Consider the following 21,184-nt stretch of genomic DNA (forward strand, 5'->3'; position numbering starts at 1 on the left):
GGCTCCGGAGGCGTGCATGGGCGGGAAAGACGGCCGGGATGAGCCGCCGATCGAGGCCGAGCCGGCGTCCCGCCGGCCCGGCCTCTTCCGTCGGTTGGTCGACGGTCTCGAAGCCGTCGAGCTGCTGGTCCAGGTCGGCCGGCTGCTCTGGTGGCTCCTGCGGGGCCTGTGGCTGCTCGCCGGCGCGATCGTGCGCCTCTTCGGGGATCGCTGACGGCCGCCACCCCGCCCGTGACGTCACCGCGGGATCGGGGTCAGCGCCCCCGCGATCCGCACGGGCGGCAGCGCAGGACGATGTGCCTGCGACGATGTTTCACGGGAAACATCCGGCGCGTCGCCGACCTCACACCGCCGGCGGGACCGGTCATCTCAGCCGAACAGGGCGCGCGCGACGATCTGCGGGTCGATCGGCTTCTGGCAGAGGGCCACGGCGCCGTGGAGCGACGGTACGGCGACCGGGTCGTAGCCGGTCGCGAACAGGAAGGGCACGCCGCGCGCGCGCAGCGCGTCGGCCACGGGGTAGACGAGCTCGTCCTGCAGGTTGATGTCCAGGACCGCGGCGTCGATCTCGGACGTGCCGGCGATCAGCGCCAGCGCCTCGTCGACGCTGGCGACAGGGCCCAGGACCTGGGCGCCGCCCTCCTCGAAGCCGGACTTGAGATCGACGGCGATGAAGTAATCGTCCTCGACCAGCAGGACCCGCCTGCCGGCCAGCGCGCGTGGTTTCGGAGTCATGCGGGGCTGCCTGCGGCTTCTCCCTCGGGGAGCGGGATGTTGATCGAGCAATGTAGCGCCGTTGCGCCGAGTTCGTAGCTGGTCGTCGCCTTCAGAGCGTAGGGCAGGGCGTGCTCGATCAGCTCCCGCCCGTAGCCGCCCCGCGGCACCGCGTCCGCCAGCTCCGGTCCGCGGACGAGGCCTTCCTCCACCCATTCCACCAGCAGCCGGCCGCCGCCATCGTCCGCCCTGTAGGTCCGCCACGTCACGCTCAGGCGCCCGTGCGCGGTGGTGAGCGCGCCGTATTTCAGCGCGTTGGTGGCGAGCTCGTGCAGGGCCAGCGCGAAGGTCTGCACCGTCGCCTTGCGCAGCCGCACCACCGGCCCGTGGAGCCGGATGCGCGCCTGCATGGCCGGAGCATCGAGGGCGGCGAGTTCCGTCTCGATCAGGGAGCGGAGCGTGATCGGCTCCTGGTCGGAGCGCGAGAGGAGGCCCTGAACCCGGGACAGGGCGGACAGGCGGTCGTTGAACCGCTGCCGGAACGTCTCGCCGGGCCCGGTCTGGGCCATCGTCTGCTTGGCGATGGAGCGCACGACGCCGAGCAGGTTGCGGGTCCGGTGCTGCAATTCGGCGACCATGACCTGCTGCCGCTCCTGAAGCTGGCGCAGATCGTCGATGTCGGTCGAGGTGCCGAGCCACTCGACGATCCGGCCCTGCGCGTCGCGGACCGGCGCGGCCCGGGTCTGGAACCAGCAGAAGCGGTCCTCGGCCGCGTTGCGGAGCCGGTGCTCGAAGGAGAGGTGGCCGCTCACCGGCGCCTCGCGCCACGCGGCCTCGGCGACCGCCTCATCGCCCGGATGGACCGCCTCCAGCCAGCCCCAGCCGAGGCTCGTCGCGTCGGTCTGCCCGGTATAGGCCTGCCATTGCGGGCTCGACCAGATGCAGGCTCCGTCGATCGCGGCGCGCCAGACGAGTTGCGGAATGCCCTGGGCGAGGGTGCGGAACAGCTCCTCGCTCGCGCGCAGGCGGCGCTCGGCCAGCACGCGCTCGGTGCTCTCGACCACGATGGCGATGACGCCGGCGGGGCGCCCGTCCTCGCCGAAGACCGGCGAATAGTCGAGATTCATCCAGACCCGCTCGGGCCGGCCGTAGCGGTGCAGGGTGAGTTCCTGGTCCTTGTACGACAGCGTCCCGCCGGCCAGGCCGACGCGCATGACGTTGTCGTTGAAGTCGGCGACCTCCGGCCAGCCCTCGCGCACCTTGGAGCCGAGGAGCGCGGGATGGCGCCCGCCCGCGAAGCTCGAATAGGCATCGTTGTAGATCATGATGCCGTCCTCGCCCCAGAGCAGCACGATCGGCACCGGCGATTGCAGCAGCGTGCTGACCGCGAAGACCAGGCTCCGCGGCCAGCCGGCGATGGGACCGAGCGGCGTCTCCGCCCAGTCGTAGGTCCGGACGAGGTCGGCGAGTTCGCTGCAGCCGGCCGAGAAGATGCAGGCCTCGCTCATGCGGTGACCGACTCGTGAGGCTCCAGCTCGGGCGAGCGCAGCGCGGATGCGGAAGCCCGTTCCGCGACCTGCCGAGTGGCCGTCCCGGCGGGCGGGTCACGCCCAGGCTACTACACCGCCCCCGTGCCCGGTAGGGGACCGGTCGGTGCCGACCCGGCCCGCCGAGTTCGGATGACCGAATCCCGCGCCCCGCAGCCTCCTCAGGCCGCGGCGCGCTCCACCGCCTCGGCGAGCTGGCTCGCGGCCGCGTCGCCCTCGTAGATCTCGTCCACCGCCTGCTTCAGCTTGGACGCGTCGTCGGTGCGGCCGAGGGCCTTGGCGTAGGCGGCCGCCGAGCCGAAGCCGGCGAGGCCGTAATGCGACATGCGCTGATACTGCGCGATGATCGCCACGTCGCGCAGACGGGGGTCGGGCGAGGCCGCCTTGATCCCGTGCTTCAGCGCCTCGGCGACGAGGCCCTCCATGCCCTTGCAGGGCTCCGGTCGGGGCTCGCCGCCATTGGCCCGGATCAGGCTCTTCAGCACGTCGGTGTGCTTCCGGATCCCGTCCACGGAGCGGTCGAGCATCCGCTTCAGGTTGGCGTCGCTGACCTGGCCGCCGAGTTCCTGCACGGCCCGGACCATCTGGTCGTTCGCCGACCAGAGATCCTGCATCTCGTCGAGATAGACCTCTTTCAGGCTGTCGGGTCCCGACATCGTCGCCTCCTGTGTCCGCGATGCCCGGCGAACCCGGGGGGCCGGGCGCTGTTCCGGGCCGCCGGACCGATCCGGCCCGGGCGCCGCCATGGACGGCCGCGGCCCCGCCGGGCTCCTCCGGCCGGGGACCGGTGCCAGCCCGGTGCCGGTCCGGCCCCCTCACCGAGGATGTCGTCGGGCCGGCCGAGGGCCTCTAGCCGCGGCCCGCGGGCTCCGGAAAGCGCCGGGCGAACCAGTCGCGCAGGATCTGCCGCTCGTAGTAGAGGCCGCCGGTGGAGAAGCGCGGGTTAGACGTCAGCAGGAAGTTGATGTCCGTCACCGTGTCCTCGCCCTGCGCGACGACGCGACCGCCGCGACGCAGGCTGTAGGCGAGGCGGATCCGCGGCGGCGTGGCGTCCGTCACGACCCGCAGGCCGGTCGGGGTCGCGAAGCCGGGCCGGTCGAAGCCGGCGAGGTCGACGTCGAGCACGGTGATGTCGAGGCGCTCATCCGGGCGGAGCCGCGCCGCGCCGAGATCCGTGAAGATCCGGGTCAACTCGGCCAGCGTGACCCGGAGCGGCTGCCCGGAGCCGAAGCGGTTCTCGGCATCGGTGAACCGGTCCGGCGCGGCGTAGCGCACGTTCACCTGTCCCCGTGCCTGAACCGGGGCCGCGGACGGCCCGGTCACCGACAGCAGGGTCGCGACCGCGAGCGTGGCCAATCCTGCGGCGAGACGCGTGCGCATACCGAACTCCTCTCCGCCCGATGCGGGCCCGCCCCCGGCAGGCCTGCCGGATGGAACCGCCCGAACGGAGCCCGGTATCCCAGGCCCCGCGCGCATGGACGGCTGCGACCGAATGGCTCCCGCGCGTTCATAGTCTCGCCGTGTTCCGGGCGCCTCGTAGCGTTCCCGGCCCGAGGGGCGAGCCGGTCATGGGAGTCCGACGCGCATGATGAACTCTGTTCTCGCGCTTCTCACCGTCGTGGCGGTGCTGGTGGTCACGGCGCTGTTCAAGCTGCCGCTCCTGCCGTTCCGCCTGATCGGCCGCCTTCTGCGGAGCCGCCCGGCGACGGCCTGACCGCGCCGCTCAGGCCGCCGCGTCGATGACGAACTCCATCCCGCGACCCGGTCCCTGATCGGAATAGTCGACGAGCGTCAGGCCGCGCTCGGCCAGGGTCGCCTCCACGGTGTCCCGCTCCCGGCGCACCATCTGACCCACCGCCAGCGGGGTCAGCCGGGGACTGGCGCGCCGCAAGCGGTCGACGCCGATATGGGCCGGCAGGCCCGCCTCCTCGGCGATCCGGGCCAGGGCGAGCCCCAGATCGCGCGCCTTGGTCTCGGCGGCGGATTTCGGCTTGAACGCCATCTGCTTCTCCTACTGCGCGGCCGCCGGTCTCAGGCGGCACGCCTGTCGACGCTCACGTCCGGGAAGGCCCGGATCCAGACCCGGCGCCCCTTGGCGTCGTAGACCTCGACCTGCCAGCCCGACCAGTCGAACCGTTCCACGACCCGCTCCATCAGCGCGAGCGCGACCCGTTCGGCGTGGGCGCGCACCTGCGCCGCGTTGGGAAACCGGCTGCCGCGCAGGTCGGTCACCAGCTCGTGGCCGTCCGTGCAGTGGAAACGGTAAAGCCGCGTCGGCATTGCGCTTCTCTCGATCAATCCACAGCACTCCACCGCGATCCGGAAACAGGGCGCATCGGCGATTGAACCCGCCGCATCGATGCGCTTTGTTCGTGATATGTTCTATACGGATTCGAGCGGCGATGCACCCTGATCCCGACGCGGCCCCTGCGGAGATTCGTCTCAGGGAGGCCGAGATGATCGCCGTCGCCTATCGTCGGGCGGCGCGGGGCGACGCGTGGACCGCCCTCGTCGCCGCCATCGCGGACGCGCTGGTCGATCTCGAGGCGCTGGAGCGGCGCCTCGCCCGGCAGGGGGGTCTGGTATCCCTGGGCTACGCCCGCGGCCGCACCGAGACGAGCGGAGGTCCGGGGCGGCGCCACGGAGGCCCGGGGGATTGAGCGCTCACCGGCGCTCACCGGCGCTCACCGGCGCCCGCGCGGCGGTCCGCGCCGGCGGCGGTGTCGCCGCCGGGCGGCGACAGGCCTGTCGGGGATCAGCGGTCCGAGCCGCCGCGCCGCGCCATGGCGCCGGGCTGGCCCAGGCCGATCGCCTTGGCGAGGGCGGAGCGCTGCTCGGCGTAGCCGGGGGCGACCATCGGATAGTCGGTCGGCAGGCCGTAGCTGTCGCGGTAGCTGCGCGGGTCCAGGCCGTGGCTGGCCAGATGGCGCTTCAGCGTCTTGTAGAGCTTGCCGTCGATGAAGCTGACGATCCCGTCGTGCCGGACCGACTTGCGGATCTGGGTCGCGCTCGGCTTCTCGACCTCGACCTGCGGAGCCGCGCCGGCCGCCGTCGGCGTCCCGGCGACGAGCCCGCTGATCGCGCCGTGCACCCGCACGATCAGCGCCGGCAGTTCCGCGGCCGGCACCGGATTGTTCGACACGTAGGCGGCGACAAGCTCGGCGGTCATCGCGGCCAAGGTGTTGGAAGTCTCATCGAAGGTCTCATTCATGATCGGACTTTCAGCAAGCGATTTACGTTCCTACGGTTTGGGCGCGGCAAGGGTTTAAACAGCGTAAATATAGAACGAAGACTCGACGAATATCTCGAGATTTTCCCGCGCCGCGCGGACGCCGCCGGGCGCGCGATCCGTCGCCCCGCCGCGTGGATCGCGGAGGATCTCGGCGCCCCGGTCGCGGGCGATCCGGATGCCGGCGCGACAGCCCCGGGCCATGCCGGCGAGCGCCGCCGGGCGTCCGCGGACGCCTCCGACGAGCGGCGCGTCCCGGCAGCGAACGCGATGGGCAGGTAGAGGGAATTCGAGCGCCTCAGCCGGCCCCGTATCCGCCCTTCCGGTTATCCGGCTGCGGCGCGGGCGGCCGGGTGTCGTAGCCGCCGCTCTCCGGCGCCGCGTCGGGTCCGGGATCCACGGGTCCCGGCGCGTGCGGACCGCTGCCGCCGGCGGCCGGGTCGGGCCGCTTCTCCGGGGCTAGCGGCCGGCCCGGCGGGACCGTTCCCAGGGCTTCGCGCGCGGCGTCGACATCCTGTCCCATCGGTCCCTCCCGACCGGCCTCGCGGCCCCTCGTGTAGGGAAGGCGGGTGGCCACCGCATGTTCCCCGGAGGACCGCCGCGCCGCCGGGCGCCGGGACCGCGGTGCGGGCCGACCCCGTCCGTCCCGGAGGATGCGGGCGCCTCCGGACCGACGGACCCCGGCGGGTCCCCGGTCAGGCGCGGCGTGCCGGGCGCTGGATCACCGCGGCCTCATTTCCGCTCGCCGGTGGGATTGGGCGTCGCCGAGGTGTCCGGCGCGACCGCCGGATTGACGGGCGTGACCTTCGACCACGTGGCCGCGATCGCCACGATGGCGAGCAGCAGGACGACGAAGATGCCGATGAGGGTGAGGCGCTTCATGTGGCGGGTCTGGGTCTTCCGTGCGGGGCCTGGAGGCGGGGAACGGCCGGGACGGCCGATCGATCCCGCCGCGGGCCGGATCCCGGCGCCGTCGCCGGGCCGCGCGGCCCCGACCGCTACGACCCCGCCGGACGCATTCGCGCCAGGGCAGCCGCCGCGTGCCGGGCCACCGCCTCGAGCCGGCGGACCGTCGCGTCGTCCGGGATGACCGAGGCGCACCAGTAGGCGCCGAGCGCGGCGACGGGCTCGGGCGAGCCGATCGGCACCATCACGAGGCTGCGCATCGAGGTCAGGCGGTAGAGGGCGACCGGCACCCGGGGATCGGACTCGATGTCCGGGATCACGAGGGTGGCGTCGTCCAGCATCGCGTGCCCCGAGATGCACGACGTCAGCGGGAACCTGCGGCCGCGCCACAGCGGCTCGATGGCGTCCTCGGCGGCGTAGAAGGAGGCGTCGCCCTCGCGCAGCACCACCGCGATCCCGTCGGATCCGGCGATCGCCCGTGCCGTCTCGCGAAGGATCGCGACCATCTCCTCCAGGGAGCAGGCGGTCGCCAGACGGCGACAGGCCAGAGCCAGACCCGAGGCAGGATCCAGGAAGCGTTCATCCATGGCGGACGCGGCGCGCGCACTCCGATCCAGCGAGCAACAGGGCGTGTGGGGCCGCCGCGCGACGTCGCCGTCACCCGAAATCAACCGGCGCTCGAGCCTGGCCAGCGCCGACACCGCGGGCAACAACCTGGATCAAGCGGCCCGCCGATGGCGAGCGGCCACGCGGAGATTGCAGGTCACCGCGCGGAGATGAGCGGAACCGGCCACCGCATATTGGCCGCCACGGCGAGACGCCGTGACAGAAGTCTCGAAATAGTTCCGCACCATTGGATCACGAGGCCGCGATGATGTGCTCCAGCGCACCTTCCGACCCACCGGCTCGGGACCCCCGCCGGCGCTGTTGCAACGATGCACTATCGCGCCGGCACATCCTGACGTCCTGTCCGCCCCGCACACATCCCGTCCAACGGGAGACAGAGGACCAGATGATCAAGAAGCTTCTTCTCGCGAGCGCCGCCACGGCCCTCCTGACCGGCGCCGCCTCGGCCGCCGACCTGCCGCGCCGCGCCGCCCCGCCGCCGGTGTTCACCCCCGTCCCGGTCTTCACCTGGACCGGCGCCTACTTCGGTATCAACGCCGGCTACGCCTTCGACGCCAGCGACCGCAACACCGGCAACACCTTCGCGGTGCCCTTCCCCTACGCCGCCCCCGGCACCGTCGCCTCCTTCCGCAACCGCAGCCAGGACGGCTTCTCCGGCGGTGGCCAGATCGGCTACAACTGGCAGATCACCCCGGGCTCCGGCGTCGTGATCGGCGTCGAGGCCGACGCCCAGTACCTCGACTTCGGCCGCAACCGGAACAACGCCTTCGTCTCCGGCGCCGTCGCCCCCGGCTACTACCTCACCGACCCGCGCGGCCTCTCCAGCCTCGACTTCTTCGGCACCGTGCGCGGCCGCCTCGGCTACGCCTTCGACCGCACCCTCGTGTACGGCACCGGCGGCTTCGCCTACGGCTCGGGCAGCGCCGACCGCTCCTTCGGCGGCTACGCCGGTAACGACAGCTTCCGCACCGGCTGGGCCGTCGGCGGCGGCATCGAGTACGCGCTCCCGACCGACTCGTTCCTGAACTTCTTCCGCTCCTCGGCCGTGACGCTGAAGGTGGAAGGCCTGTACGTGAACCTCGACCGCAACACCCGCAACCAGGGCGCGTTCGTCATCAACGCCGCCAACAACTTCCCGGTCGTCTACAGCGGCATCGGCCGCCGCTCCGACGAGTTCGCCGTCGTCCGCGCCGGCCTGAACTACAAGTTCGGCTCGTACTGAGACCACACCGCGACGGTCGCATCGCGACCGTCGCGGCGGACCGAACACGCACGGGGCCGCTTCCGAGAGGAGGCGGCCCCGTCGCCGTTCGGGCGGCCGGATCGCGGCCCGGCGCCGCCTCAGTAGCCCTTCCAGAGGCCGGGAGTGGCCAGCTCGAGCAGGTGCCCGTCCGGGTCGCGGAAGTAGACGCTGACGCCGCCCCGCGGCCAGCGGGTACGGCCCTCGACGGCCACGCCGGCGGCCGCGAGATGATCCTCCCAGGACGCGAGGGCGTCCGCGTCGATCGAGAACGCGATATGGGCCGGGCCGCGGCCGTCATGGGGCGGGATGAGACCGCCCGGCGTCTCGATCGGCTGCAGGGACCCGCCTTCCGGGAAGAGCAGGAGGACGCCGCGGCCGCCGACGTCGAAGGCGCGCATGCGGAAGTCGGTGAAGAGGCAGCGCAATCCCATCGTGTCGCGGTAGAAGGCCTCGGCGCGGTCGAGGTCCGCGACGTACAGCGCCGTCTCCAGGATGGCGTTGAGCTGGGGCACGGCGATCTCCCGGCGGCGACTCGGTCACGGCCCGCCGGCGACCGCGCCGGCGATCACCATCAGCAGGGCCTCGAGGTCGATCCGCCCCGAGATCCGCGCGTAGCCCGGCTCCGACAGGTCGACCTGCGGCGCGGGATCCTCCGCCTCGGCCTGGCGCGTCAGCTCCGCCAGGATGGCGTCCCGCAAGGCGTCGTCGAGCTTCATGGGTCCGGCTCCCGCTCATCGCCGCGCCCGGCCCGCGGGCCCCGATCCGGTCCGGATCGGCCCCGCGCCGGGCGACGGCTGTACCGGAGCCAACCGGCCGGTCCCGGCCTCGGTTCGCCGCCCGGCCGGGCTCAGACGGTCGACGGCCGCGGCGTGCCCTGGTCCGGACGCGGGGCGCGGCCCGGCACCAGCGACAGGGCGGCCGAGAGCAGGGCGAAGATCACCAGGGGCAGAAGGCTCAAGGTGAAGCTGCCGGTCCCGTCCTTGATCGCGCCGATCAGGTAGGGCCCGAGGAAGCCGCCGAGATTGCCGACCGCGTTGATGGCCGCGATGCTCGCCGCCGCCGTGGCGGGCGGCATCTGCTCGGTCGCGAGCGCCCAGAACGGGCCCTTGAGCATGTAGACGCCCATGGCGGCGATCGTCAGCGCCGCCACGACCGGGCCGAGCCCCGAGAGGACCGTGCCGCCCGCGAGCCCCAGCGCGAGGATCAGGAACGAGAGCGCGAGGTGCCAGCGCCGCTCGGCGGTCCGGTCGCTGTGCCGGCCCCAGAGGACCATCGCGAGGGACGCGAACCCGTACGGGATGCTGTTCAGGAGCCCGGTCTCGACGTTGCCGAGGCCGAAGCTCTTGACGATCTGCGGCGTCCAGAACGACAGCCCGTAGCTGCTCGCCGTCGAGCCGAAGTAGATGGCGGCGAAGAGGGCGAGCCGCCGGTCGCGCAGGATGTCCCAGAGCGGCGGCTTCGCGGGCTGGCCGCGGCGGGTGTTGCGCGCGGCCTCGGCCCGGAGCTGCCGCTCCAGCCAGTCCCGCTCGGCCGCCGGCAGCCACGCCGCGTCCCGCGGCCCGTCCGGCAGGAACCACAGCACCGCCACGGCCAGGAACACCGCCGGCAGGCCCTCGAGGATGAACAGCCACTGCCAGCCGGCGAGGCCGAGCCCCGTCACGTTGAGCAGCGCGCCGGAGATCGGCGAGCCGAGGAACGACGAGATCGGGATCGAGATCATGAAGATCCCGATGATCCGCGCCCGGTAGGCGGAGGGGAACCAGTAGGTGAGATAGAGGATGACGCCGGGGAAGAAGCCGGCCTCGGCGAGCCCCAGCAGGAAGCGCAGGCCGATGAACGACCACGGCCCCTGCACCAGCGCCATGGCGGCGGAGATCAGCCCCCAGGTCGCCATGATCCGGGCGATCCACAGCCGCGCCCCGAAGCGCTCCAGCATCAGGTTGCTGGGGATCTCCATCAGGAAGTAGCCGAGGAAGAAGATGCCGGCGCCCCAGCCGAACACGGTCGCCGACAGGCCGACATCGTGGTTCATCTGGATCGCCGCGAAGCCGACATTCACGCGGTCCAGGAAGGAGACGAAGTAGGCGAGGATCAGGAACGGCACGAGCCGCCAGCCGATCCTGCGCATCGCCGAGCGTTCCAGGGCGGCCTCGTCCAAGGAGCCTGTCATCGGGCCTATCCTCGCGGCGTGTCTCGGGGTCAGGCCGGCCCCCGCGGGGGTCCGGGTCGATCCAGGTCACGTCTCCGGGTCAGGGCCGGGCCCGCGCGGGGCGGGACGGCGCCGGGCGCCGCCGCGCGGGCGGGCGGCGGGCAGGCGCGGCGTCTCGGGCTTCCTCGCGGGCCGGTCATCTCTGGTCGTGACCTGTGCCGACCCTGCTTAACCCGCGGCCGCCGCGGCTGGGAAGCGCCGCCGGGCTTCAACGGCGCGGATCTGTCGAGGGGGCGGCGAAGCGACCCGGGGCAGCCCGGCATCCGCGGGCGCGGTGCCGCTGGACTGCTTCGCTGCGCCCGCAACGACGGGCGGCGCGGGCGTCTCTCGACCGCTCGCACCGCCTACAGACCTCGCCCTCAGGCCTTCTTGACGTTCCAGAACACCGGCACGCCGTCGAGGACACCGGTCAGGGACGGCTTGTACGAGGTCTGGTTGAAGTACTGCCCGAGGGGCAGGTAGGGCAGGTCGACGAAGGCCTGCTGCTGGAGCTCGCCCGCGAGCCGCTTGCGCGCGGCGGTGTCCGGGGCGTCCAGCCACTGGTCCCGCAGGGCCTCGATCTTCTCGCTGGTGGGCCAGCCGATCGCGGCGCTCTGGCCCGTCCCGCGCAGGAAGGCGCTGACCGCCGGATTCGCCTGGTCGAGCCCGGCCCAGAAGGTGCAGAAGGCGCTCCAGCCGCCCTGGGCGACCGGCTCCTTCTTGGCGCGCCGCTGCACCACCGACCCCCAGTCCATGACCTGATAGTCGACGTTGAAGCCGGCGCGGGTGAGCATGTCGGCCGCCACGTCGGCGAGCGCCTTCAGGCTCGGGAAGTCCGAGGCGCCCATCAGCACCACCTTCTCGCCCTTGTAGCCCGCCGCCGCCAGCGCCGCCTTGGCGCCCGCGTAGTCGCGCTTGCGCGTCAGGACGTCGAGGCCGACATCGCTCGCCATGGGCAGGCCCGGGCAGAAGAAGCCGGTCGGCACGTGGATCAGCTTGGGATCGGTCCCGGTCACCGCCTGCATGAAGTCGGTCTGGTCGACGACCTTCAGCAGCACCTGCCGGATCGCCGGATTGTCGAAGGGCGGCTGGAGCTGGTTCATCCGCAGGCAGCCGATCAGGCCGGTCGGATCGGTGATCCGCGTCGTCAGGCCGCCGAGGGTCGGGACGAGATCGGCCGGCGGCTGCTCCCACCAGTCCATCTCGCCCGTCTGCATGGCCGAGGCGGCGGTGGCCTGATCGGGGATGACGTGCCACTCGACCCGGTCGACGAAGGCGCGCTTCGGGCCCGAGGTCCATTGCGGCTCGCCGCCCTCGCGGGGGACGTAGCCGGCAAAGCGCTCGTAGACCACCCGGGCGCCGACCACGCGCTCGTCCGCCTTGAAGCGGAACGGGCCGCTGCCGACCATCTCGGTCACCTGCGTGAACGGGTCGGTCCTGGCGAGACGCTCCGGCATGATGGCGCAGATCGAGGAGCCGACCTTGCCCAGCGCGTCCGGCAGGAGCGCGAAGGGCTTCTTCAGCCGGAACTGGATCGTCCGGTCGTCCGGGGCCGAGAGCTCGTCCGTGTAGGCCATGAGGGTCTGGCCCATCGCGTCGCGCTTGCCCCAGCGCGCGACGCTCGCGACGCAGTCGCGGGCCAGCACCGGGCTGCCGTCGTGGAAGGTCAGCCCGGGCCGCAGGGTGAGGCGCCACAGCTTGCCGTCGTTCTCCACCGTGTGGCCCGCCACCATCTGCGGCTGGGCGGCGTAGCCGGCATCGGTGCCGTAGAGCGTGTCGAAGACGGCGAGCCCGTGGTTCCGGGTGACGTAGGCGGTCGTCCAGATCGGATCGAGCACCGTCAGGTCGGCCTGCGGGATGAACTTGAGCGTCCGGGCGGCGCCGCCCTGCGCCAGGGCCGGTGCCGCGAGGGCGGCGCCCGACAGGGCCATGAAGGATCGTCTGTTCAGCATGCCGACTCGCCCAAGCGTTGCAGTCCCGCAGAGGTTAGCACGTGGCGGGCCAAGCGCGTCACGGGCGCGTCACGGGCGCGCCGGTCAGCGTGCCGCCGCCAGATCCTGCACGAGGGTCAGGACGCGGCGGCGAAGCTCGGGATCATCGATGCGCCTGTAGGCGTGCAGCAGGGCGTCGGCCTCGTCGGCACGCCCGCCGGCGACGGCGGCGCCGCGCTCCGCACCCTGCGGGCCGTACAGGGAGGCGGCCGGAACCTGCAGCGCCTCGGCGATCCGCTGCAGCAGCCGCCCGGCCCCCGGCGCGTGCGGCGGGGCGGAGCGCTGGAACAGGTCGTCCTCCGGCGCCGCATCCCCGGAGGATCTGCCCCGGACAGGTGATTTCGATCCCATCGGCGGTCAGGCTCTGGCGCGCGGGCTGGCTTGAGCATTCATAATACAGAAGACCATCGGCACGCGAGTGGCCAGCACGCAACAGTTGCATAAATGCGTCAAAGAACTCTTGAGGTTGCAGCTACCGTCCCCGTAGACCGACCGGCTCGGAACCGCACACGCCCATCGCCATGCCCAAGACCCGCGCGCCCGTCGGTCAGACCTGCATCGAAGCCTTCCAGATCGCGCTCGATTCCGCCGACATGATCGGGCACTGGGCGTGGGATCCCGCGACGGACCGCGTGCGGGTCGACGCCCTGGTGGCGCTCCTGTTCAAGGTCGACCCGACCGAGGCGGAAGCCGGGATCCCGATGGCACACTACGAGGCGGCCATCCACGCCGACGACCGCGACCGCGTCGTCGGCTTGGTCCGCCGCAGCGTCGCGGCGGGGAGCTCCTACGTCGCCGAGTACCGGGTGATCTCCGTCGACGGCCGGACGCGCTGGGTCCTGGCGCGCGGCCGCTTCACCAGCGACCGTGACGGCCGGCCGACGGGCGGGCGCGGGATCCTCGTGGACATTACAGCGCTGCGCGCGGGCGAGGAGACCGGCGGCGCGGCCGCGCCCGGCACCGGCGAGACGCCCCTGGACCGGGCGGTCGAGCACGCCCTCGCCGCGCAGCGGGCCCTCGCGGCGCTGGGCGATCCGGCCCTGAAGGCCGAGGCGGACGCGCTGCTGATGGCGCTGGGGCGGCGGCTGGCCCGGCGGCAGGTCGCCGAGCGGCGCCGGCTCCTGAACTGAAGCTTGACCGCGGCGGAGCGGCGGCAAACACTGGAGCCGCACCGACAGTGATCGGCCTTTTTCCGTGCAAAGCGGGGACGAACAAGCTTTCGTCAAGATAACGACTTTATTGGCGGCGAGCAGGTGCGGGACCGGATGCCGGCAGCGGCGTTGCCGGAGCCCCGTCCTCACCCGAGCGTGCCGCGCGCGCGCCGTTGCCGTCCGAACCCCGGCGGGATTCGGATTTCCGGGATCGTCGTCATGCATTTCACCGTCACCGCACGCCTGTCCGCGCGCCGGTTCGCCTACCAGCACGCCTCGGTCCTGACCGCCCTGGATCAGGGCATGAGCCTGATCGCGGCCGGCATGGCCGAGGTGACGATCACGGACGGCAGCGGCGAGGCCCGGACGCCGGCCGCGCTGTACCAGTCCCTGTTCGGAGCGCCCGGTCCCCTGCGGCGCCACCCGGCACACGGGCAGGCACACGGGCAGGCGCGGGCCGCCTGATCGCGAGAGACCTGATCGCGCGGCGCCCGTCCCGCAACAGATCACCCCGTGCCCGGGCGGTGCTCGGGCGTACACGACTTCCGTTTCACGACCCGAGGCCTGGAAAGGACCGCGGCCGATCTCGACTAAAGAGAAATTCGACCAGTACGACGTCGTCTTTCTGGACAACGGCCGAGATCAGGCTTAACCTCGGTGTGTTCGTGCCGCCGAAGTGCGGGCTCGAATGCTTCCGAGGATCATCTTACATGAAGCGCCGCAGCGCGCGACCGTTCATGGTCGAAGTCAAGCAGACTCGTTCGGCCCGCACAACGCTGACTGCCACCGAGGCGCGACCGCGCCCGGACAAGATCCTGTGGCCAGAACTGGCGCAGGCTGCCCTCGAGCCGCCCGCGCCCGCGCCCGCCCCCCAGGCGGCGCCGGCGCCGCGCCCGGAGCGGAAGGTGCCGGACGCACCGGTGCGCCGCGTCCTGCCGAGCCTCATGCCGATGTTCGATGTCCCGGTCGAGCCGGTCGTCGAAGCCGCCGGCGATGCCGTGACGGAACCCGCCGCCGAGACCGTCCCGGCGCCGCGGGCGCGGCGCGGACGGCCGCGCGCGGCCGCGCGGGACGCGCTCCCGCAGGGGCCGACGGCACCGCCGCCGCGCCCGGCCGCGCCGCCCGCCCCACTGCCGGCTCCGCCCGTGGACGAGGCGCCCGCCGGCATCCCGCCGGCCGCGACGGGCCAGGCGACGGGCCAAGCGACCGGTCAGGGGCCGTCGCCGCGGTCGACGGCAGGACGGCGGACGAACGAGCTGCGGCTCGGCGAGCGCTGGAAGCGGCGCCTTCCGCAGTTCATGCGCTGACGGCCCGGTCGCGTCCGCCGCGGCCCGCCGCGGCCCGAATCGTCAGGTGAAGAACGGCCTGAAGTTCTCGAGCCATCCGCGCAGCCAGGCCTCGCAGCCCTGCCGGGCGCCCTCGGCGTCCTGGCCGTGGCCCCAGATGTCCTCGGCCAGCGGGCTCCACCAAGTCCAGAACCGGCTCGATCCGTCGTAGGCGCAGATCCCCACGACGACCGCCCCGACCCGGCCGACGAAGCGCGGGAGCGGCACGCCGGCAGTCTCGTCCTGCGTCCAGGTGATCAGGGTCCGGGGCATCCCGTTAGAACGGCGGGTGTCCCCGGATGTTCAACCGGGCGGACCCGCCGGACGCGGCGCGGATCTAGGCTGCCTGCCGCTCCGGCATCGGTCCGGCGGCCAGCCGCGAGTTGCGGTAGCGCGCGTCGTCGGTGACCTCGCGCTCGACCCACGGGGGGAGCACCATCGGCTGGTCCTCGCGCTCCAGTTCGATCTCGGCCAGGATCAGGCCCGCGAGTTCCCCGCCGAACACGTCGACGTCCCACATCGCCCCGGCATGCGCGACCCGGTAGCGGGTCTTCTCGAGCCGCCGGTCCGGCGGCACCGTAGCGAGGAGCGCCGCGCCGTCCTCCGGCGCGATGGCGAACTCGATCTCGTCCCGGCTGGCGCCGCGGCGCGGGCTCTTCCACGTGATGAGCGCGCGCTCACCGGCCCGGCGGATCCGGATTGTGTTGGCCGCGTCGGTGAAGAGATAGCCCTGAACCAGGGGCGTCCCCGCCCGGCACAGCGCCAGAACCGACGGGTTCGCGATGAACTTGCGCTCGATCTCGACAGCCATGCCGCGCCTCGTGGACGGTTGCCGCGTCAGCCTTCGCCGACAAGCCGGCCCGAGACAAGCCGGCAGGCGGGGATGAGCACAGCGTTACAGGCATGGCTCGGTGCCAATGCGCGTGGGCTGCAATGCGATCCTGTTAAACTTATGTAAAAGCGTGAGGAGTCCGTCGCTTGCACAAGCATCATCAGAAATCCCGCCCCCCTCCATCCCCGAGGTCACCGCTGAAGACGGCATCCAAGCGGCCGAATTTGAAGAAGCTGCTCCGGAAGGCGCAGGTCAAACCGCTCAAGCAGGTGGCGGCCCTGCCGTTTCGCGTCGGCGCGGACGGACGGATCGAGGTTCTGCTGATCACCTCGCGGGACACGGGGCGCTGGATCATCCCGAAGGGCTGGCCGATGGCTGGCCGCAAGGCCCATCAGGCCGCCGAGCGGGAGGCCTACGAGGAGGCGGGGCTCGAGGGGCAGATCGCCGCCAACCCGGTCGGCCGGTATCACTACCAGAAGCGCTTCGATCACGGCCGCGCCTTCCCCTGCATGGTGCGCGTCTACCCGCTTCGGGTCGAGGCCCAGCACGAGCGCTGGCCGGAACAGGCCCAGCGCACGCTGCGATGGTTCCCGCCCGAGGAGGCGGCGCGCCTCGTCCACGAGGACGAGCTCCAAGAACTCCTGACGGATTTCGCGACGCGGCCGGTCGAGATTCGCGGCGAGCGCGGCTGACCGGCGCGGGCGGCCCGTCGCGGCGCCCGTGAGAGCCGGGCCAGCATCGCGAGGCCGATCGGCGCCCGGGCGCGATGCAACTTCTGATTAGTATCCGCAGGTTAAGGTTCCCGCCGTCGAAGATGGGCGGGGCACCTCGATGTATCGCGCGTTCGCTTGCCTGACCGAGGAACATACCGGTTGGGTGGTCGCCCTGGCCGCCTGCGTGTGCTGGATCTCCTGCGCGGTCGCCCTCAAGCTCGAGCAGCGCGTCCAGGTCCGCGCCGACGGGTACGGGCCGGTCTGGCTCCTGGCGTCGGGCTTCTCGATCGGGGCCGGGATCTGGAGCACGCACTTCATCGGCATGCTGGGCTACGATCCCGGCGTGGTGCTGGGCTACGAGCCGCGCACGACCCTGCTCTCGCTGATCGTCGCGATCGCGGCCGCCACCGTGGCGTTCCTGTTCGCCCGGGCCATGCCGTCGCGCTGGGCCGGGGCGGGGGCCGGGCTCGCGCTCGGGATCGGCATCGCCTGCATGCACTTCCTCGGCATCGCCGGCGTGCGGCTGCCGGGGCACTTCACCTGGGACCCGGCCCTGGCCGCCACGGCGATCGCGGCGGGCTGCGGGCTCGCGGCCGCCGGCATGGCCATCCATGTCGGGCGCGCGGGCGCGCGGGCCCGGCTCGCGGCCGCGACCGTCCTGACCCTCGCCATCGCGGTCCTGCACTTCCTGGCCATGGCGGCCGCCCGCGTGGTGCCGGACCCGGCCCTGGCGGTCCCGCAGCTCGGCCTCGCCCGCGGCGTCCTGGCCGCCGGCATCGCCGGCATGATGGCGGTGATCCTGGCCTTCGCGGCGCTGACGCTGATGCTGGACCATCTGCGCCGGATCAACGTCGCCCTGGCCCGGCAGGGCCGCATGCTGCGCGAGAAGACCCTGCTGCTCGACGCCACCCTCGACAGCATGGACCAGGGCCTCATCATGGTCGACGCGGGCGGCGTGGTGCGGGTGTGCAACGAGCGGGCACTGGCGCTCCTCGACCTGCCGCGGGCGATGATGCAGGCGCGGCCGAGCTACCGGGCGGTGCTGCGCCACGAGGCGAGCCGCCGCGAGCGCCGGCGCCCGGACCGCTCGATCCGGACCTGGATCGAGCGCGGCGAGGCCGGGCAGACGCAGGTTCACGAGCGGGCGCGGCCGAACGGCCTCGTGCTGGAGGTCCGCACCGTGCCCCTGGCGGATGGCGGCTTCGTGCGGACCTTCACCGACATCACCAAGCGGAAGGCCGCGGAGGCGGAGGTGGCGCGCCTCGCCCGCCACGACGTGCTCACCGGCCTGCCGAACCGGGCGCTGTTCCACGAGACCCTCGAACGCAGCCTCGCCGACATCGTCCAGCGCGGCGGCGCCTGCGCGGTCCTGTACCTCGACCTCGACGGCTTCAAGAGCGTGAACGACAGCCTCGGCCACCAGGCCGGGGACGAGCTCCTCCGGCGCGTGGCGGCCGGCCTGCGGGGAATCGCCGGGGACGGGGCCGTGGCCCGGCTCGGGGGCGACGAGTTCGCCGTGCTCTCCGCCGGCGGCGCGGCCGAGGCCGGCGCCCTGGCCGAGCGCCTCATCGCGCTGTTCGACAGCCCGTTCAGCGTGGGCGGGCACCGCGTCGGCGTCGGCCTGAGCGTCGGCATCGCGCTGGCGCCCGAGCACGGGACCGACGCCGAGCCCCTGTACCGCCGCGCCGACCTCGCCCTCTACCGGGCCAAGGCCGAGGGCCGCGGCACGTACCGGATCTTCACCCCCGCCATGGACGAGGAGGCCGAGGAGCGGCGGGTGCTCGAGCGCGACCTGCGCCAGGCCCTCGACGACAACACCCTGGGCCTGCACTACCAGCCGCAGGTCGACGGCCACACGGGGGCGCTCGTCGGGTTCGAGGCGCTGCTGCGCTGGACCCACCCGGTGCGCGGCAGCGTCTCGCCGAACCTGTTCGTGCCCCTCGCCGAGGAGACCGGCCTGATCGTGGCGCTCGGCGACTGGGTGCTGCGCGAGGCCTGCCGCGAGGCGGCGCAGTGGGCGCAGCCCCTGAAGGTCGCCGTCAACCTCTCGCCCCGCCAGTTCCAGAAGCCGGACCTGCCCGAGACCGTCCTGGCGATCCTGGCGGAGACCGGCCTGTCGCCGGACCGCCTGGAGCTGGAGGTCACCGAGAGCATCATCATCAACGACATGGCGCGGGCCGTGGGCATCCTCCGCCGCCTGAAGAGCTACGGCATCCGGATCAGCATGGACGATTTCGGGACCGGCTACGCGTCGCTCGCGACCCTCCAGGCCTTCCCGTTCGACAAGCTCAAGATCGACCGCTCCTTCGTGGCGCAGCTCGGGACCGGGCCGCAGGCCGCCGTGATCGTGCGGGCCGTGCTCAGCCTCGGCCGCAGCCTCGGCATGGGCGTCGTCGCGGAGGGCGTCGAGACCCACGCGCAGATGAAGTTCCTGACCGAGGAGGCCTGCGGCGAGATGCAGGGCTACCTGTTCGGCAGGCCGCGCCCGATCACCGATTACGCCGCCGCGGTCGGCGGTCCCGCCGGGGCCTCCGGGGCCTCCGGGGCCACCGCCCCGGCCGAGCCGGCCTTCGCGGCCGCCGGCTGAGCGGGAGCGCCCCGCCGCCGCGGCCGGGAACCCGCCGGAACCCTCCGACGTTGGCCCCGCAGATTGGATCACTTCTAAGGTCCAAGCTCTCGTCCCTCGCCGGGACGGCCCCCGGGCCGCCGGCCTCACAGGAGCCTGACCATGAACGCCAAGTGCGAGACCTGCCGGTTCTTCGACGAGCACAAGGGCAACGGCGCCGTCGCGCAGAACGATGCCGGCCTGTGCCGCTTCAACCCGCCGGTCAGCCAGCCCGCGCCCGAGTCGAAGGGCCTGTGGCCGGTGGTCGCCGCCCAGGACTGGTGCGGCCACTACACCGCCGAGATGACCGCGGCCGAGTAGGCCGGGCCTCAGCGCGACGATCGGGGCCGGCCTTCGGGTCGGCCCTTTCGTTTGGGCGCCCCGGCGCGGCCTGCCCCCTTATTCGTGCCCCGGCCGCGCGGCCCCCCTGACGATCGCCGGCGCGGGCTCTACCTTGGAGCCAATCCAGGGTGCTGGTGTGTCCCGGACGAGCCCGCCGGGTGTCCCGCCGGAGCGGGGTGCCCGTCGGCACCGGGCCCGGAAACCGGGATCCCGTCCGCGCCTCTGTAATCTGAACCGGAGAGACTTGATGCTGGGAGTTGAAGCCGCGCCCCAGGACCCGGGCGCCAGACCTGCGCGGACCGACGCACCGGTCCTCGCCACCGTCACGTTCACGGTGAACGGCGAGCGGCGCACGCTCGAACTCGACACCCGCACCAGCCTGCTCGACGCCGCGCGCGAGCACCTGCACCTCACCGGGTCCAAGAAGGGCTGCGATCACGGCCAGTGCGGCGCCTGCACGATGATCGTCGACGGGCGGCGCATCAATGCCTGCCTGACGCTGGCGATCATGCACCAGGGCGCCGAGATCGTGACCGTCGAGGGCCTCGGGCAGCCGGACCACCTGCACCCGATGCAGGCGGCCTTCGTCAAGCACGACGGCTACCAGTGCGGCTACTGCACGCCGGGCCAGATCTGCTCGGGCGTCGCGGTCTTGGAGGAGATCAGGGCCGGCATCCCGAGCCACGTCACGGCGGATCTCGGCGCCGCCCCGCAGGTGACCGAGACGGAGATCCGCGAGCGGATGAGCGGCAACCTCTGCCGCTGCGGCGCCTATTCCAACATCGTCGAGGCGATCACCGAAGTCGCCGGGAGCCGCGCATGAAGTCCTTCACGTACGAGCGCCCGGGCACGCCCGCCGAGGCGGCCGCCGCCGTCGCCGCCACGCCCGGCGCCAAATTCATCGCCGGCGGCACCAACCTGCTCGACCTGATGAAGCTGCAGATCGAGACGCCGCGCCACCTCGTCGACGTGAACGGGCTCGGCCTCGACGCGGTCGAGCCGACCGAAGAGGGCGGCCTGCGCATCGGCGCCCTGGTGCGCAACACCGACCTCGCGGCCCATCCGCGGGTGCGCAAGGATTACGGGGTCCTCGCCCGCGCGCTGCTCGCCGGCGCCTCGGGACAGTTGCGCAACAAGGCGACCACCGCCGGCAACCTGCTGCAGCGGACCCGCTGCCCGTACTTCTACGACACCGCGCAGCCCTGCAATAAGCGCCAGCCGGGCTCCGGCTGTTCGGCGCTCGACGGTGTGAGCCGGCAACTCGCGGTGATCGGCGCCAGCGAGGCCTGCATCGCCACGCATCCGGGCGACATGGCGGTGGCCATGCGCGTCCTCGACGCCACCGTGGAGACGATCGACGCCGGGGGCGCCGCGCGCAAGATCCCGATCGCCGAGTTCCACCGCCTGCCTGGCGACGAACCGCAGCGCGACACGAACCTCGGGCCCGGCGAGCTGATCACCGCCGTGACGCTGCCGAAGCCGGTCGCCGGCACGCACATCTACCGAAAGGTCCGCGACCGCGCCTCCTACGCCTACGCGCTGGTCTCGGTGGCGGCGATCCTGGGCAAGGACGGCACGGGCCACGTCGCCTTCGGGGGCGTCGCCCACAAGCCCTGGCGGGTCGAGGCGGCCGAGGCCGATCTCCCGAAGGGCGCCCGGGCCGTGACCGACCGGGTCTTCGCCGACGCCGCGCCCACCCACGAGAACGCCTACAAGCTGAAGCTCGCCGAGCGGACCCTCGGCGCCGCGCTCAACCAAGCGAGGGCCTGAG

At 72.6% G+C, this 21,184-nt stretch carries 29 protein-coding genes; 12 read left to right on the forward strand and 17 right to left on the reverse strand.

What is annotated here, in order from left to right; all coding sequences use genetic code 11:
• Positions 1 to 16: 16 nt before the first annotated feature.
• The gene (locus J3A75_RS28115) at positions 17 to 214 is read left to right on the forward strand and encodes a hypothetical protein (RefSeq protein ID WP_024828895.1); all 198 of its coding nucleotides are present in this window, start codon (positions 17 to 19) and stop codon (positions 212 to 214) included.
• Between the two features lie 155 nt (positions 215 to 369).
• Here the strand turns inward: J3A75_RS28115 and J3A75_RS28120 are convergent, their stop codons facing one another.
• The 4 genes from J3A75_RS28120 to J3A75_RS28135 form a co-directional block, all read right to left on the reverse strand.
• Positions 370 to 735 (reverse strand): response regulator, encoded by a 366-nt coding sequence (locus J3A75_RS28120; protein WP_012321155.1) that lies wholly within the window; start codon positions 733 to 735, stop codon positions 370 to 372.
• The gene (locus tag J3A75_RS28125) at positions 732 to 2,222 is read right to left on the reverse strand and encodes a sensor histidine kinase (protein WP_029361269.1); all 1,491 of its coding nucleotides are present in this window, start codon (positions 2,220 to 2,222) and stop codon (positions 732 to 734) included. Before J3A75_RS28125 ends, J3A75_RS28120 begins: the two co-directional genes overlap by 4 nt.
• A 200-nt stretch (positions 2,223 to 2,422) precedes the next feature.
• Positions 2,423 to 2,917, reverse strand: coding sequence for a ferritin-like domain-containing protein (locus J3A75_RS28130; protein WP_071000120.1), 495 nt, complete (start codon positions 2,915 to 2,917; stop codon positions 2,423 to 2,425).
• A 193-nt stretch (positions 2,918 to 3,110) separates the two neighbouring features.
• Positions 3,111 to 3,641, reverse strand: a complete 531-nt coding sequence (locus J3A75_RS28135) for a DUF3016 domain-containing protein (protein WP_024828892.1) — start codon at positions 3,639 to 3,641, stop codon at positions 3,111 to 3,113.
• Between the two features lie 205 nt (positions 3,642 to 3,846).
• On the opposite strand from J3A75_RS28135, the gene J3A75_RS37115 reads away from it, so the two are divergent.
• Positions 3,847 to 3,975, forward strand: coding sequence for a hypothetical protein (locus J3A75_RS37115; RefSeq protein WP_012321159.1), 129 nt, complete (start codon positions 3,847 to 3,849; stop codon positions 3,973 to 3,975).
• 9 nt (positions 3,976 to 3,984) lie between these two features.
• Here the strand turns inward: J3A75_RS37115 and J3A75_RS28140 are convergent, their stop codons facing one another.
• Complete coding sequence (locus J3A75_RS28140; protein ID WP_012321160.1) at positions 3,985 to 4,263, reverse strand: hypothetical protein; 279 nt, start codon at positions 4,261 to 4,263, stop codon at positions 3,985 to 3,987.
• A 29-nt stretch (positions 4,264 to 4,292) separates the two neighbouring features.
• On the reverse strand, positions 4,293 to 4,541 hold the full coding sequence (locus J3A75_RS28145) for a DUF6894 family protein (RefSeq protein WP_012321161.1): 249 nt from the start codon (positions 4,539 to 4,541) through the stop codon (positions 4,293 to 4,295).
• Positions 4,542 to 4,717: 176 nt separating this feature from the next.
• On the opposite strand from J3A75_RS28145, the gene J3A75_RS28150 reads away from it, so the two are divergent.
• Positions 4,718 to 4,921 carry a hypothetical protein gene (locus J3A75_RS28150; RefSeq protein WP_308631011.1) on the forward strand — a complete coding sequence of 68 codons (204 nt, stop codon included), beginning with the start codon at positions 4,718 to 4,720 and terminating at the stop codon, positions 4,919 to 4,921.
• A 95-nt stretch (positions 4,922 to 5,016) separates the two neighbouring features.
• On the opposite strand, the gene J3A75_RS28155 is transcribed toward J3A75_RS28150, so the two are convergent.
• The 4 genes from J3A75_RS28155 to J3A75_RS28170 form a co-directional block, all read right to left on the reverse strand.
• Positions 5,017 to 5,472, reverse strand: a complete 456-nt coding sequence (locus J3A75_RS28155) for a MucR family transcriptional regulator (RefSeq protein WP_012321163.1) — start codon at positions 5,470 to 5,472, stop codon at positions 5,017 to 5,019.
• Between the two features lie 316 nt (positions 5,473 to 5,788).
• On the reverse strand, positions 5,789 to 6,013 hold the full coding sequence (locus J3A75_RS28160; RefSeq protein ID WP_012321165.1) for a hypothetical protein: 225 nt from the start codon (positions 6,011 to 6,013) through the stop codon (positions 5,789 to 5,791).
• 209 nt (positions 6,014 to 6,222) lie between these two features.
• The gene (locus tag J3A75_RS28165) at positions 6,223 to 6,372 is read right to left on the reverse strand and encodes a hypothetical protein (RefSeq protein ID WP_012321166.1); all 150 of its coding nucleotides are present in this window, start codon (positions 6,370 to 6,372) and stop codon (positions 6,223 to 6,225) included.
• Between the two features lie 116 nt (positions 6,373 to 6,488).
• The gene (locus tag J3A75_RS28170) at positions 6,489 to 6,983 is read right to left on the reverse strand and encodes a GAF domain-containing protein (protein WP_053622247.1); all 495 of its coding nucleotides are present in this window, start codon (positions 6,981 to 6,983) and stop codon (positions 6,489 to 6,491) included.
• Positions 6,984 to 7,408: 425 nt separating this feature from the next.
• Between J3A75_RS28170 and J3A75_RS28175 the strand changes: the two genes are divergently transcribed.
• A complete protein-coding gene (locus J3A75_RS28175) occupies positions 7,409 to 8,245 on the forward strand; it encodes an outer membrane protein (RefSeq protein WP_012321168.1) in 837 nt (278 codons plus the stop codon).
• Positions 8,246 to 8,364: 119 nt separating this feature from the next.
• Here the strand turns inward: J3A75_RS28175 and J3A75_RS28180 are convergent, their stop codons facing one another.
• The 5 genes from J3A75_RS28180 to J3A75_RS28200 all read right to left on the reverse strand — a co-directional run bounded on the left by J3A75_RS28180 (position 8,365) and on the right by J3A75_RS28200 (position 12,796).
• Positions 8,365 to 8,778: a VOC family protein gene (locus J3A75_RS28180; protein ID WP_012321169.1), complete on the reverse strand. Its 414-nt coding sequence runs from the start codon at positions 8,776 to 8,778 to the stop codon at positions 8,365 to 8,367.
• 24 nt (positions 8,779 to 8,802) lie between these two features.
• Positions 8,803 to 8,982: a hypothetical protein gene (locus J3A75_RS28185; RefSeq protein WP_012321170.1), complete on the reverse strand. Its 180-nt coding sequence runs from the start codon at positions 8,980 to 8,982 to the stop codon at positions 8,803 to 8,805.
• A 131-nt stretch (positions 8,983 to 9,113) separates the two neighbouring features.
• A complete protein-coding gene (locus tag J3A75_RS28190) occupies positions 9,114 to 10,436 on the reverse strand; it encodes an MFS transporter (RefSeq protein ID WP_012321171.1) in 1,323 nt (440 codons plus the stop codon).
• A gap of 398 nt (positions 10,437 to 10,834) precedes the next feature.
• On the reverse strand, positions 10,835 to 12,406 hold the full coding sequence (locus J3A75_RS28195; RefSeq protein WP_043074531.1) for an ABC transporter substrate-binding protein: 1,572 nt from the start codon (positions 12,404 to 12,406) through the stop codon (positions 10,835 to 10,837).
• Between the two features lie 84 nt (positions 12,407 to 12,490).
• Complete coding sequence (locus J3A75_RS28200) at positions 12,491 to 12,796, reverse strand: hypothetical protein (RefSeq protein ID WP_012321173.1); 306 nt, start codon at positions 12,794 to 12,796, stop codon at positions 12,491 to 12,493.
• Between the two features lie 170 nt (positions 12,797 to 12,966).
• Here J3A75_RS28200 and J3A75_RS28205 point away from each other — a divergent pair, with 170 nt between their 5' ends.
• From J3A75_RS28205 to J3A75_RS28215, 3 genes are all read left to right on the forward strand, one after another.
• Positions 12,967 to 13,575 (forward strand): PAS domain-containing protein, encoded by a 609-nt coding sequence (locus tag J3A75_RS28205; RefSeq protein ID WP_012321174.1) that lies wholly within the window; start codon positions 12,967 to 12,969, stop codon positions 13,573 to 13,575.
• 240 nt (positions 13,576 to 13,815) lie between these two features.
• A complete protein-coding gene (locus J3A75_RS28210; protein ID WP_012321175.1) occupies positions 13,816 to 14,061 on the forward strand; it encodes a hypothetical protein in 246 nt (81 codons plus the stop codon).
• Between the two features lie 245 nt (positions 14,062 to 14,306).
• Positions 14,307 to 14,903 carry a hypothetical protein gene (locus tag J3A75_RS28215; RefSeq protein WP_012321176.1) on the forward strand — a complete coding sequence of 199 codons (597 nt, stop codon included), beginning with the start codon at positions 14,307 to 14,309 and terminating at the stop codon, positions 14,901 to 14,903.
• Positions 14,904 to 14,945: 42 nt separating this feature from the next.
• Here the strand turns inward: J3A75_RS28215 and J3A75_RS28220 are convergent, their stop codons facing one another.
• Both J3A75_RS28220 and J3A75_RS28225 read right to left on the reverse strand, forming a co-directional pair.
• Entirely contained in the window at positions 14,946 to 15,194 is a 249-nt protein-coding gene (locus J3A75_RS28220; RefSeq protein ID WP_012321177.1) for a hypothetical protein, read from the reverse strand.
• A gap of 64 nt (positions 15,195 to 15,258) precedes the next feature.
• Entirely contained in the window at positions 15,259 to 15,732 is a 474-nt protein-coding gene (locus J3A75_RS28225) for a CYTH domain-containing protein (protein WP_071000121.1), read from the reverse strand.
• 245 nt (positions 15,733 to 15,977) lie between these two features.
• Between J3A75_RS28225 and J3A75_RS28230 the strand changes: the two genes are divergently transcribed.
• The 5 genes from J3A75_RS28230 to J3A75_RS28250 all read left to right on the forward strand — a co-directional run bounded on the left by J3A75_RS28230 (position 15,978) and on the right by J3A75_RS28250 (position 21,183).
• On the forward strand, positions 15,978 to 16,445 hold the full coding sequence (locus J3A75_RS28230) for an NUDIX hydrolase (protein WP_024828885.1): 468 nt from the start codon (positions 15,978 to 15,980) through the stop codon (positions 16,443 to 16,445).
• Positions 16,446 to 16,584: 139 nt separating this feature from the next.
• On the forward strand, positions 16,585 to 19,053 hold the full coding sequence (locus J3A75_RS37120; RefSeq protein ID WP_053622615.1) for an EAL domain-containing protein: 2,469 nt from the start codon (positions 16,585 to 16,587) through the stop codon (positions 19,051 to 19,053).
• Between the two features lie 141 nt (positions 19,054 to 19,194).
• On the forward strand, positions 19,195 to 19,392 hold the full coding sequence (locus tag J3A75_RS28240; protein WP_012321181.1) for a hypothetical protein: 198 nt from the start codon (positions 19,195 to 19,197) through the stop codon (positions 19,390 to 19,392).
• Positions 19,393 to 19,660: 268 nt separating this feature from the next.
• The gene (gene paoA / locus J3A75_RS28245; RefSeq protein ID WP_012321182.1) at positions 19,661 to 20,236 is read left to right on the forward strand and encodes an aldehyde dehydrogenase iron-sulfur subunit PaoA; all 576 of its coding nucleotides are present in this window, start codon (positions 19,661 to 19,663) and stop codon (positions 20,234 to 20,236) included.
• Positions 20,233 to 21,183: an FAD binding domain-containing protein gene (locus tag J3A75_RS28250; protein WP_012321183.1), complete on the forward strand. Its 951-nt coding sequence runs from the start codon at positions 20,233 to 20,235 to the stop codon at positions 21,181 to 21,183. The genes paoA and J3A75_RS28250 overlap by 4 nt, the downstream gene beginning before the upstream one ends.
• The last annotated feature ends 1 nt before the right edge of the window (position 21,184 follow it).

This window comes from Methylobacterium sp. PvP105 (assembly GCF_017876975.1).
Lineage (GTDB): Bacteria > Pseudomonadota > Alphaproteobacteria > Rhizobiales > Beijerinckiaceae > Methylobacterium > Methylobacterium radiotolerans.